At 65.8% G+C, this 12,838-nt stretch carries 6 protein-coding genes; 4 read left to right on the forward strand and 2 right to left on the reverse strand.

What is annotated here, in order from left to right:
* Window positions 1-570 precede the first annotated feature (570 nt).
* Window positions 571-1,047, reverse strand: a complete 477-nt coding sequence (locus Q7C30_RS03235; protein WP_317870653.1) for a sigma-70 family RNA polymerase sigma factor — start codon at window positions 1,045-1,047, stop codon at window positions 571-573.
* Window positions 1,048-1,256: 209 nt separating this feature from the next.
* Here Q7C30_RS03235 and Q7C30_RS03240 point away from each other — a divergent pair, with 209 nt between their 5' ends.
* The 3 genes from Q7C30_RS03240 to Q7C30_RS03250 are packed head-to-tail and all read left to right on the forward strand — an operon-like array spanning window position 1,257 to window position 5,792.
* The gene (locus tag Q7C30_RS03240) at window positions 1,257-2,435 is read left to right on the forward strand and encodes an efflux RND transporter periplasmic adaptor subunit (protein WP_317870648.1); all 1,179 of its coding nucleotides are present in this window, start codon (window positions 1,257-1,259) and stop codon (window positions 2,433-2,435) included.
* Window positions 2,436-4,394, forward strand: coding sequence for a MacB family efflux pump subunit (locus tag Q7C30_RS03245; protein ID WP_317870649.1), 1,959 nt, complete (start codon window positions 2,436-2,438; stop codon window positions 4,392-4,394).
* Between the two features lie 3 nt (window positions 4,395-4,397).
* A complete protein-coding gene (locus Q7C30_RS03250) occupies window positions 4,398-5,792 on the forward strand; it encodes an efflux transporter outer membrane subunit (RefSeq protein WP_317870650.1) in 1,395 nt (464 codons plus the stop codon).
* Between the two features lie 57 nt (window positions 5,793-5,849).
* Here Q7C30_RS03250 and Q7C30_RS03255 read toward each other — a convergent pair whose 3' ends face one another.
* Window positions 5,850-7,472 carry a twin-arginine translocation signal domain-containing protein gene (locus tag Q7C30_RS03255; protein ID WP_317870651.1) on the reverse strand — a complete coding sequence of 541 codons (1,623 nt, stop codon included), beginning with the start codon at window positions 7,470-7,472 and terminating at the stop codon, window positions 5,850-5,852.
* A 160-nt stretch (window positions 7,473-7,632) separates the two neighbouring features.
* On the opposite strand from Q7C30_RS03255, the gene Q7C30_RS03260 reads away from it, so the two are divergent.
* Window positions 7,633-12,474, forward strand: coding sequence for a DUF6543 domain-containing protein (locus Q7C30_RS03260; RefSeq protein ID WP_317870652.1), 4,842 nt, complete (start codon window positions 7,633-7,635; stop codon window positions 12,472-12,474).
* Window positions 12,475-12,838 lie beyond the last annotated feature (364 nt).

A 12,838-nucleotide genomic window follows, 5' to 3' on the forward strand; every position in this document is an offset into this window, starting at 1 on the left:
TGCGCTGCGGGGTTCCCTCGCGCCGGTGGCACTCCGGGGGTACCGCGCTTAGGGGCCATCCATGGCCCCAAGCGCTTGACGGGCATCCATGCCCGTCAACCCCCTCCATGCCACCTCTGCTCGGCCTCCTGAGGTCGCGATGGGCGGTGTCTGAACTATCGCGCGTTTAGAAGCTAGCGGTGGGGCAGATGTTCTGGAGCGCTGCGCGATCAAACCGCCGTTGCCGTTGCCGTTGCCGTTGCCGTGATCTTGGTCTTGATCTTGATCTTGGTACGCGGTAGCTCGAACACCGCCAAACGCGACCTCAGGAGGCCTCGCGACGTCGTTGCGCAGGGAGGTGACGGGCATGGATGCCCGTCAAGCGCTTGGGGCCAGGACGGCCCCTAAGCGCGGTCCTCCCGGAGCGACGCCGGCGCGAGGGAACCCCTGCGCGCAGCGCAGGGGCCGTATGCGGGAGCAGGCGGTTTTTGCCCCTCTTTTTTCCAAGGAAAAAAAGAGGGTCGCCGTAAGGGCGAAAAGGTGACTAAGCCCCACCAAAGCCAACGGATAAGCCCCCCCGGCCAGGAAAAATCACCGATCCCACCCCAGAATCCGCCCCCGACAATGCTTCATGGCATTAACGATATGCTTCTCGACCATCCCCTGCGATATCCCAAGCCGCGCCGCGATCTCCCCATGCGACAACCCCTCAAGCTTGCGCAGCAAAAAGCATTCCCGGCACGTCCCGCTCAGTTCATCCAGCGCCCGCCGCACCATCGCCAATCGCTGCTCAAGATGCAGTTGCTGCGAAGGCGCCGGACTGTGCCAGCGCTCATCGTCCTCCAGCACTTCCAGCGGCTCGACCTGCCGCACCAACTGCCGCCGATGCCTGTCGATGACCAAATTCAGCGCCGTACGATAGAGGAAGGGGCGAGGCCGTTCGATTGGCGGCTGACCGCTGCGCTCAAGTAACCGAACCCAGACATCGTGCGCCACATCCTCGGCCGCATGCCGACTGCCCAGCCGCGCGCAGAGAAAGCTCAACAGTTCGCGATAGTAATGCTCCACCACGGCCTTCGCTTCTCCTCCAGGCAACACCGATAAAGTTGAGAATGCGCATCGGTGATATCAGTGTGACATATTACAAATTACACCCATTCTCAGCAACGCAGCCCACCCGGTCCGCTAAATCCCGGTGCACAAGGTTCGTCTATCGGTGACGTTCGTATGTGCCTGCACGCCATGCCACGCCTCATACCTCCGCCTGGAAGTCTGCAATGAGACGCACCTCCCCGCTCCCCCGTCGACTGCTGCTCGGCGCCCTGAGCCTGCTGGCACTGGGTACCCTGCTGGCCTGGAAAACCCTGCCCCTCGGCGCACCATCGCTGAGCACCGTGCCCGTCACCCGCGCCGACATCGAAAGCAGCGTCACCGCACTGGGCACCCTGCAGCCGCGTCGCTACGTCGATGTCGGCGCCCAGGCCTCCGGGCAAATCCGCACGCTGCACGTCGAAGCCGGCGACCAGGTGAAAAAGGGCCAACTGCTAGTGGAGATCGACCCGTCCACCCAACAGGCGCGCCTGGATGCCGGACGCTATTCGATCGAGAACCTCAAGGCCCAGTTGGCCGAGCAGCGCGCACAGCACCTCTTGGCCCAACAACAGGTCAAGCGCCAGCAAGATCTGGCTCGCGCCGGTGCCACACGCGAAGAGGACGTGCAGCGCGCTCAGGCGGAATTTAAAGTGACCCAGGCCCGGATCGACATGTACCAGGCGCAGATCCTCCAGGCCCAGGCCAGCCTGCGCAGCGACGAAGCCGAGCTTGGCTACACACGCATCTACGCGCCGATGGACGGCACCGTGGTGGCGGTCGATGCCCGTGAAGGCCAGACGCTCAACGCCCAGCAGCAGACGCCGTTGATCCTGCGCATCGCCCGGCTGTCGCCCATGACCGTCTGGGCCCAGGTTTCGGAGGCGGACATCGGCCAGGTCAAACCGGGCATGACCGCCTACTTCACCACCCTGGCCGGTGGCAAGCGACGCTGGACCAGCACCGTGCGGCAAATCCTGCCGATCCCGCCCAAGCCACTCGACCAGAGCAGTCAGGGCGGTGGCAGCCCGACCAGCGCCAGCAGCGGCAGCACGGGCAGCAAAGTGGTGCAGTACACCGTTTTACTCGACGTGGAGAATCCCGATGGCGCGCTCATGGCCGAGATGACCACCCAGGTGTTCTTCATCGCCGGCCAAGCTCGCCAAGTGCTCACCGCGCCGCTGGCCGCGCTGGACGATGCACCTGATGACAGCCTGCGCCTGGCCCAAGTGCTCAACCCGGACGGCAAGGTCGAACAGCGCCAGGTGCGCACCGGGCTCAGCGACCGCCTTCGGGTGCAGATTCTCGACGGGCTGCGCGAAGGCGAGCACCTGGTCATTGGCGCGCCGCGCGCCAGTGGAGGCTGAATGAGTGCAGCGCTGATCGAGCTCGACGACATCCACAAAGTCTACGGCGGCATCGACTCCCCCGAGGTTCAGGTGCTGCGCGGCATCAGCCTGAGCATCCAACCCGGAGAATTCGTCGCCATCGTCGGCGCCTCTGGCTCGGGCAAGTCCACCCTGATGAACATCCTCGGCTGCCTCGATCGCCCGTCCAGCGGCCGTTATCGCTTCGCCGGACGCGATGTCGCCGAACTGGACAGCGACGAACTGGCCTGGCTACGCCGCGAAGCCTTCGGTTTCGTGTTCCAGGGCTATCACCTGATTCCCTCAGGCTCAGCCCAGGAAAACGTCGAGATGCCAGCCATCTACGCCGGTACGCCTGCCGACCAGCGCCATGCCCGGGCCGCCGCCCTGCTCGAGCGGCTGGGCCTGGCCAGCCGTACCGGCAACCGACCGCATCAGTTGTCCGGCGGTCAACAGCAGCGGGTGTCGATTGCCCGCGCGCTGATGAACGGCGGCCATATCATCCTCGCCGACGAACCCACCGGAGCCCTCGACAGCCATAGTGGCGCCGAGGTAATGACCCTGCTCGACGAACTGGCGAGCCAGGGCCACGTGATCATTCTCATCACCCACGACCGAGAAGTGGCCGCGCGGGCGCGACGTATCATCGAGATTCGCGACGGCGAGATCGTCAGCGACTCGGCCAGCGCCGAGCCACCTGCCGCGCCCGGCGTGCAGGCCGATGAACTGCGCCGCCGCCTGGACCGGGGTGCAAGCCTGCGCGGCGCTTGGAAAGGCGAGCTGATCGAGTCGCTGCAAGCGGCTTGGCGGGTGATGTGGATCAACCGCTTCCGCACCGCCTTGACCCTGCTCGGCATCGTCATCGGCGTGGCCTCGGTGGTGGTGATGCTGGCGGTCGGCGAAGGCAGCAAGCGCCAGGTGATGGCGCAGATGGCCGCCTTCGGCTCCAACATCCTCTACATCAGCGCCAAGCACGCCACCTCACGCGAAGCGGCCGGCCAGATCACCCTCGACGATGTCGCCGCCATCGGCGGCCTGCCCCAGGTGCACCGCATCATGCCAGTGATCGGCGGCGAGCTGATGGTGCGCCACGGCAACAACAACCAGACGTTCTACGTGGGCGGCAACAACACCGAATTTCCACAGATCCTCAACTGGCCGGTCGTCCAGGGCAGCCTGTTCACCGAATCCGATGAACAGCGCGGCGCGGCCGTGGCAGTGATTGGCCAGAAAGTCCGCGACAAGCTGCTGGCACCGGGCAGCGACCCGCTGGGCCAGTACCTGCTGATCGAAAATGTGCCGTTCCAGGTGGTCGGCGTGCTCGCTGCCAAGGGCGCCAGCTCCGGCAACCAGGACAGCGACGAGCGCATCGTGGTGCCCTACTCGGCCGCTGCGACCCGCTTGTTCGGCTCGCGTGACCCCGAATACGTGATCATGACCGCCGCCGACTCAAGCCGGGTGTCGGAAACCGAGGCCGCCATCGACCAGTTGATGCGCAAGCGGCGCCAAGGCAAGCGCGATTTCGACCTGACCAACGACGCTGCACTGATCCAGGCCGAGGCGCGCACCCAGAACAGCCTGTCGCTGATGCTCGGCGCGATTGCCGCCATCTCGCTGCTGGTCGGCGGCATCGGCGTGATGAACATCATGCTGATGACCGTGCGCGAACGCACCCGCGAAATCGGCATCCGCATGGCCACCGGAGCCCGTCAGCGTGACATCCTGCGCCAGTTCCTCACCGAAGCGGTGATGCTGTCGATGGTCGGCGGCGTCACTGGCATCGCCCTGGCCCTGGGTATCGGCGGCGCGCTGCTGCTGGCCGATATCGCCGTGGCCTTCGCCCTGCCCGCCATCCTCGGCGCCTTCGCCTGCGCCGTGATCACCGGTGTCGTGTTCGGCTTCATGCCAGCGCGCAAAGCCGCCCGACTCGACCCGGTCAAAGCCCTTACCAGCGTGTAGCCCATGACATTGCCGAGCCGCATCAGCCTGCTGACCCTGAGCCTCTGCCTCGCCGCCTGCGCCACTGCGCCTGCGCCGCAGACGCCGATAGAACTGCCGAGCACCTGGCAAGGGGCTGCCAATCCGACAGCCGCGCTGCCGGATCAAGCGTGGTGGCAAGCGTTCTCCAGCCAGGAACTGGACCGTTTGATCCTACGTGCCCGCGAAAACAGCCATGACCTGGCCGCCGCCGCTGCGCGCGTGCGCCAGGCCCAGGCCAGCACCGTGATCGCGGGAGCGCCGTTGTTGCCGCAGGTGCAATTCGGGATGGACGGTAGCCGTCAGCGCCTGCTGCGTGGCGAAGGCAGCGATAGGCTCGATGCCTCGAGCAGCGAACGCACCAGCACCGCCTTCAGCACGCGCCTGAGCGCCAGCTACGAAATCGACTTCTGGGGCGGGCTGCGCGGCGTGCGTGACAGCGCCTTGAACACACTCCAGGCCAGCCGCTTCGACCGTCAGACCGTAGAGCTGACCTTGACCAGTGCTGTCGCCGACAGCTACCTGCAAGGCCTGGCCCTTGAGGAGCAATTGCGCATCGCCCGCCTCAACCTGGCCAATGCCCGCGACGTATTGAACCTGGTCGAAACACGCGAGCGTACCGGCGCGTCCACGCGCCTGGAACTGGCTCAGCAGCGCAGCCTGGTAGCGTCCCAGGAGCGGCAGGTGCCGCTGCTCGAGCAGCGCTGGAAGGACAACCGAGTGGCCCTGGCCACGTTGCTCGGCGAGCCGGTACAGCGCTTGCGCACCGGCAGCGAATCGCTCGCCCAACTGAGCTGGCCGGCGATCGGCAGTGGCGTGCCCAGCGAGCTGCTCAGCCGTCGTCCCGACATCGCCGCTGCCGAAGCTCGCCTGGCAGCGGCCCGTGCTGACGTGCAAGTGGCCAGGGCGGCGCTGTTGCCGCGCGTGGTGCTCGGTGCCGAACTGGGCAGCGGCGCGCGAACCTTCGCCGACGTCCTTGACAGTCCGTTCTACACCCTGACCACCGCGCTCACCGCGCCGATCTTCGACCATGGGCGGCGCAGTGCCGAGCGCGACCGGGCCACGGCACGCCAGCAGGAGCTGCTGGAAACCTATCGCCAACAGATCATCGCGGGCTTCGGCGACGTGGAGAAAGCACTGAACGCCATCGACGGCTTCGAGCGTCAACGCCAGTGGCAGGACCAAGAGGTGGAGCAGGCGCGCATCGCCTTCAGCCTGGCCGAGCAGCGCTACGCCGCCGGCGCCGAGACGCTGCTGACGGTACTGGAAACCCAGCGCACCCTGTACCAGGCCGAGGATCAGCAGGCCCAACTGCGCCTGGCTCGCCTGCAAGGCAGCGTGGCACTGTACAAGGCCTTGGGCGGCGGCTGGAGACTTTGAGGCAATGGACGCCGCCTGCAGGAGTGCGGGCGGCAAACACAGGGCGACACCCGCCGCTCAGGACAGGATGTTCCTCATCGACAGGTGCCGCGCATACCACGGCCGACGCGGCACACGGCGCAGCCACTGATCGAGCGAGTCCGGCTCGCCAAAGGTGATGCGCAGCGCCAGCTTCATCACCTCAGGGTCCATTTCGACGCTCTTGCCGGGACGAATACCTGGCAGTGTGCTGCAGCCATGGGTATCCGGGCCGAGCCAGGGATCGGCCACCTCGACCCAGGGCCCCGGCGCGAACCATTGCACGCCATTGACCTCCAGGCGGCGGACCTGGCCGGGATGGTGTCGCTCGTGGGCGCGATACCAGTCCTCGATGCGGTCGTCGATCCACCCATGAAAGCCCCAGAACACCGGGTGCACATGGGATGAAAACGGGTCGCCGAGAAAATCGTTCTCGCGCGCGAACCAGCGTCCGGCGAAGTCGTCCTGCTCACGCGCGAACGGCACCGGCACACCATTGGACGGATCGCGCGGCACCGACGCCCAGCACATGTGCAGCCAATCGTGCAGGTTCATTTCCAGCTCGGAACCGAAGGCGCCCAGGCTCAACTTGGACAGGTAAAGCGGGTCCTGGTACTGCGACTCCCACACCTGGAAGTTGCTGGTGAAGGTCTCGCCGGCCTTGATCGCCGACACCCACTGCCCATAGTCGTCGTCGCCCGGCGCTCGCCAGGGCGGCGGCACGCGGCAACCGTCGTGGTTGTCGAAGTAACGGGCAAAGCCTTGGCGATCGAACTCGACGCTGGGCTGCGGCAGCGGAAACTGCTGCCAGGACGGCAGGTCCTGCAACGCTCGGGCGGTGCCGAGCATGTGCCGGTGCATGAATAGAAAGTCTACGCCCGAGCCATTACGGTGTTTGCGCGGCCCTCGGGCATCACGCTCGCGATCGCGCGGCCCCGGTTGCCAACCCAGGCCCCTGAGCGCGTTGCGTTTTTCGTCGGACATCTTGTGCCATTGGTCGCGACTGGCGTGCCAAAGCTGATGGAACAAGCGGTGCTCGGGACTGATCACCCAGGCTTGCATGGCCGCGTTGTAGGGCAGGCGTTCGCGGGCTTCGGGAAACAGGCGCTTGACGGCCACGAAGCGGCTGTCCGGCACCGGCAAGGTCAACGGGCGGTCCAGGCGCTGCAAGCGGCCGCTGAGCGTGCCACTGCCGGCGTTGGCGAATGCGCCCCAGACCTCGTCGAGGCTGGCCACGCACTCATAGCTCGGTCCGCCGCGCTGGCCGATGAGACGCCAGCGCACCTGGGCCGACGATGCGCCGACCAGGTCGCCCAGCACCCGGTAGGCGGCAGGGCCTACGCCACGCAGGCGCTCGCCGGTGTCGACGAAGCCGCGCAGGCCGCGCCCCTTGGTAGCGATGTCGAAAAACACCTCGACGCCCGCGCCCGGCAAACCCTCCAGGCCACCGTCGCGGCCCTCGAAACGAATGTCCCAGATCCCGCGCAGTTGGTCGGCGAGCCATTGCCCGGCCAGGTCGGCGAGCTCGACGCTGGCCTCGCCTGGGGTGACGACATCGTCCTGCGGATCGTGGGTCAACACCTTGTGTGCATGATAGGCCGCGCCCCCCGCGGCCCCCGCCACTGCCAGGCCTGCGATGAATCCTCGTCGGGAAATGGTCATTGCGTCTCTGTCCGTTGCAGCCATGCTGCGGCCTCTATCCAAGCTAGAACGTACCCTGCGCCAGAAAATTTACCGGGGTCGGCAGGTGGTAATCGGCTACGGCCCGGCCGCTGACGCCGCCGCCTAGCATCGCAGCCTCATCCCCACAGGAGCAGTGCCGATGCCAGCCCCTCACCCCTCCCCGACCCTTGATTTCATCCATGCCCGCCTGCCTGCATGGATGCACAGCGCCACACCGGGGCAACGCGACCTGCTGCAACGGCGCGTGCAAGACAGCGTCAACGCTGCCCGGAGGGTGCGCGAGGTGCTCGCCCAGGTGCAGGATGTCGACAGCTTCTGCCGCCCGTTGCTGATCGAGGCGCTCGCCAGTTGGTATCCAGACACACCGCTGCCTGCGCCTGAGCAAGGCATCGTGCAACGCCGCGACCCTGTGCGTGAAAGCACGTGGCTGGAAGCGGCCCTGCAGAATTTCGATGCCAACGAGCCGATCTCGCTGCATGTCTCGGCCCAAGACCTGCGTCCGCTGCCACTGGACAGCGCGCGGTTCGTCAAAGGCGTGCGCAACCTGGACCTGGGATGGCGCTACCAGAATCATCTGCGCGAGCACCTGGACAACGACGACTACCGTGGGCGGCTGCTGCAGCAAGACCGAAGTGCATTCGCCGCCGAGCTACTGCTCGCCGTACTGGAGCGGCGCATCGACAGCCGCGGCCAGATGCTGGGCGACGCCGTGCTGTCTGGACAATTCGACTTGCCGATGGCCGATGGCCAAAGCAGACGGCTGCAGTGTGCGTATTTGAGCGTGTTCGGCATCCCGCTGCACGGCCCGCTGCTGATTCGCCTGGAACCCCGCGACGCGACCGAACCCTGCTTGCTCTATCTGCCGGGGGCGCCAGGCGAATCCCTGCACCAGTACCCCTCGATGCAGGCGCTGGGCAGCGGGCTGACCCGCAAGCTCTGGAAAGCGGACGTTCGTCGCTACTTCGCCGGTTTCGTCAGCCATAAGCAGTTCACGCTGTTCGCCACGCGCCTGCGCCAGGCGCTGTATCCGCTCTACCCCTACAGCACCGTGCAGCACGACCCGGTCCTGGAGAAGGGCCAGGCGATCAGTTGGCTGGAGCGTGCGTTTCCCTCGCCGCACAGTATCTGGCAGCCAACACTGGACAAGAATGCGCGATTGCCTTGGACCTGCGGGCTGTGGTCCGGCGACCCGTTCGCTGCGCGTGCCCGGCACAACGTCGTCCGCGCGTTGGCTGACGCTGCCACCCTGGCCGTCCCCGTTGCCGAGCGTAACGCTGCCGCCCAGCGCGAGCGCCTGGAGGGGTGGTTGCAGTTAGGTCTTAATGTGGCCAACCTGGCCGGGTTGTTCGTTCCGGCCCTGGGCACGGTGATGATGGTCGTCGGTGCTGCACAGGTGGTGGACGAGTTCCTCGATGGCGTTCACGCACTCAATGAAGGCGACAGCGATGCTGCCATCGCACACCTGTTCGGCGTGTTCGACAGTCTGATCACCTTCGCGGCCCTGGGCGCCGCAGCCCGCTACGTCGAGGTCGAAGGTCCGTTGCAGGATTGGCACTTGCTGGAACACCAGGGCAGGCAGCGCCTGTGGAACGGCGACACGACATTGTTCGCGGCTAATCGCCCTTGGCCGTCAGGGACCAACGTCTCTGCCGATGGTTTGCTGCACTGGCAGGGCCGGCAATGGCTGGAGATCGACGCCAAGGCTTATGCGCTGGGCCGTGACACCGATGCGCGCTGGCGTTTGAACAATCCTGCCGGGACCCACACCGTCACACCCGCGTTGAGAGGACATAGTGCGAGCGTGCCGGTATTCGAACACGAAAATCCCTTGGCCTGGGATCGACAGACCTTGCTCAGGCGTCTGACACCGATCAGCACGGGGCTCGACGACGCCAACCTGGAACGGGCGCTGCGTTGCAGCGGTTACAGCGAAGCCGAAGTAAGACAACGGGTGGTCGATCATCAGCCGCTGCCCGCCCTGCTTCTGGACAGCCTGCAAACCCAAGGCGCCAGCGGCTTGAGTGACGCCGTACCGCTCGGCCCTGAGGCCGAGGTGCTGGCCCGGCATTTTCCGTCGCTCAGCGAGCGGGTCCGCAGCGAGTTGCTGGCCAGCGCCCAGCACGACGACCTGCGCCAACTGCAACGCAGCCAGCGGCTGCCGCTGGCGATTGGCGAAGCGGCTCGGCTGTACCTGCGCAATGCCCGCCTCAACCGCGCCTTGAGCGCCTTTCAACTCGATACTGGCGCGTACGCTGACCGCGACCTGATCGTCCTGCACCAGTTGCAACGCTTACCAGGCTGGAGCGGGAACATCCGGGTAGAGCTGCGCGAACAGCGCCTCGCCGGTCGCCTGCTGGCGGCCGCCGGCCCGCAGGAAGGGGCCTGCAAAGTGATCGTGCGCGATGGCGGTCGCTACCGTCCCTTCGATGAAACCGGCCTCACCCTCGGCAACGACACCGACCTGTTCCAGGCCCTGCTGCAGGCACTGCCGGACGCCGAGCGCGTCGCGCTGTCCATCGACATCCACCAGCCACAGCGCCTGAACGATGCACTGTTCGACTTGGCCGCCAACGACCGCGAGGGCTGCGCCCAAGCGCTGGGCATGCAGCCCATCCGTCCTCTGCTGCGCCTGCCGATGCGTCAACCCGGCGATCCACGCCTGGGCTACCGCCTCAGCGGTCGCGGCCGAGGGTGGGTCGACCCCGATGCGCTGTTCGACGAGCTGTATCCCAGTACGCCTGAAGACGACCGCCAGGCCCTTCGTAACCACCTGCGCCAGCAGGCGGGCGCCGCGCCCCATGCCTTCTCGCGCCTGCTGCTGGAACTGCGCGAGGATTACCGGCGTCTGAACAGCGCATTGGAATTGTGGGTGGAGGAACCGCACACCCCGCCACTGGAAAACCCCGAGGCTCGGCGCACGGCGCGCATCGCTTTCGCCCAGAGCATACGCCAGGCCTGGCGGCGCGAAGCGCCCATGCATGGGTTGGGCGGTTTCGACCGCTTGGTGCTGCATCTGAACGCCAGCCGCGTGGGCAGACTGCCGAACTTGCCAGGCCCTTTGACCCAGGTTCGATCATTGAGCCTGGTAAATCTGGACGGTGGCCAAACCTCGAACCTGGGTGGTTTTCTCGAGGCGTTCCGCGCCGTACGCCACCTGGACCTCTCATCCTGCCTGCTGGGTCGTCTGCCTGCGCAGCTCGGCAGGCTGAGGGCGTTGGAGAGTCTGGTGCTGGCGGAGAATCTCATCGATCTACAGATCGCGGAGAACGTCGAGGTCATTGCCCGGCTGACCCGGCTGCGCCAACTCAATCTGACGGACGCTATTTCCCACCTGCCGGTCACGGCCCTGCAACGCTGGGCGCACCTGCCGCGTCTGGAAGCGCTGCAAATCGAATCCAACAACCTCAATCTCGACGCGGCCCAACTGCAGGCACTGGAACAGTGGCCGGAACTACGGGCGCTCAGCCTGCGAGACAACAGCATCCACCTGACCGTACAGAGCCGCGATGCGCTGGCGCGACTCAACCGCCTCGAACAGCTCTATCTGAGCGACAACCCTCTGGAACTGTCGCCCGTTTTCACCGGCTGGACGCGCCTGGAATTGCTGGACCTGCAGGACACTTCTATCTTCGAATGGCCGGTGGGCCTCACGGCACTGCTCGACCAACGTCCCTTGCGCCTTCGCCAAATCGACCTGAGTGACAATCTGCTGACCGAAATCCCCCCCCTGGCTGACACCCAGTTCGCCCAGGCGGTCGCCGCAGAGGAAGGGACGCTCTACAACTTCGACAACAACCCGCTGGATGAGCAAAGCCTGCAACGCTTGACCGATGCCGGTCTGTCCGCTTCACCGGACTACCCGATGCAAAATGGCTGGTATTTCGACTGGCCGATGGATCTGCTCGACCATATCTCCGACACCGCTGAACACCCCCAGTGGCAGCCGCTCTACGCGCTGTTCGCACGGATGCCCGACACCGCCGAGTACCAGCAGCATCCGGCACAGGTGATCCAGCGCATGCAGCAGGTGGTGCGCTTGCTCAGCGAGCCTGTCCAGCCGGGCGCCGAGGGTGGCTGGGGGCGGGCCGAGCTCTTGCAGCAGATCAGCGCACGCCTGGAAGATGCGGCACAGACCTGTGTCGATCAGGCCAGCCTGTTGTTTCAGCAGACAGAAACCGATGTATTGATGTGGCATATGTTCTCGCACGCCGGCCCGTCGGCGGACGATGCCCAGGCCCTGCTCGGCAGTGCGCTTGGCGTGTTGCGCCAGCACCTGCTGGATGAGCGTATCGCCCGCCTCTACGACGCTCGAGTCGCCCGTAGACGGGCCCTGGCCGAGGCTCGTGACACGGGGCGGGCCACTCAACCTCCGCCTCTGCATCCCGATGACGACCTGGACGACGCCAGTTTGGGGGCAGCCAATTTCCTGATCGATGAGATCGAAATCCAACTCGATGCCAGACGGCGCCTGCAGGCACGCCTGGGACTGCCGCCGCAGCCGCAGGCAATCGCATTCGGGTATCTGGCGCAGCTGAGCGAGGCGACCGTCGAGCGGCTGGGGGCTGCGGTACTGGCGGAGGTCGATGCCCAGCGCTTCAGCGATTGGGCGGTGCAGCAGCCGCTGTGGCGCGACTGGATCCAGCGTCTGCATCAGCCTGCCTTTCAGGCCCAGGAGCAGGCCTGGGAGGGCGCCGTGGACTATCACTCCAGCCTTAGCGAGGCCACTGAGCAGGTGGGGGCCTATGAAGGCGCGGTGGTCGCCGAGCCCTACCTGGTCGCGCTCGAACAGCACCTGGGGGATATTCCGGGGTTGCGGTGGCGGGTGGATGGGGTGGTGCAGAGGGTTGATCTGGTGTCTGGGCGGTATGCCAATGAGGGGGAGGTGTATCGGCGGGCCAGTGAATTGTTGGTGAGTAGTCGGGCGATTGCGTTGGATGGGCTGATTCGGGAGATTACCTGGGCTATGGTTGATAGGGGGTGATTTGGTTTGTTTGCTTTGGCGGGGGTGGTGGTTTCCGGGGCGGATATTCGGATTTTGGGGTGAATATTCGGATTTTGGGGTGAATATCCGGACTCTGGAGTGAATATCCGGATTCTGGGGTGAGGCTGAGTCACCTTTTCGCCTTTACGGCGACCCCCTTTTTCTCTTGGGAAAAAGGGGGCAAAAACCGCTTGCTCCCGCATCCGGCCCCTGCGCTATGCGCAGGGGTTCCCTCGCGCCGGCGTCGCTCCGGGAGGACCGCGCTTAGGGGCCTTCCTGGCCCCAAGCGCTTGACGGGCATCCATGCCCGTCACCTCCCTGCGCAACGCCTCTGCTCGGCCTCCTGAGGTCGCGGTTGGCGGTG

Source organism: Pseudomonas sp. RAC1 (assembly GCF_030658255.1).
GTDB lineage: Bacteria > Pseudomonadota > Gammaproteobacteria > Pseudomonadales > Pseudomonadaceae > Aquipseudomonas > Aquipseudomonas boreofloridensis.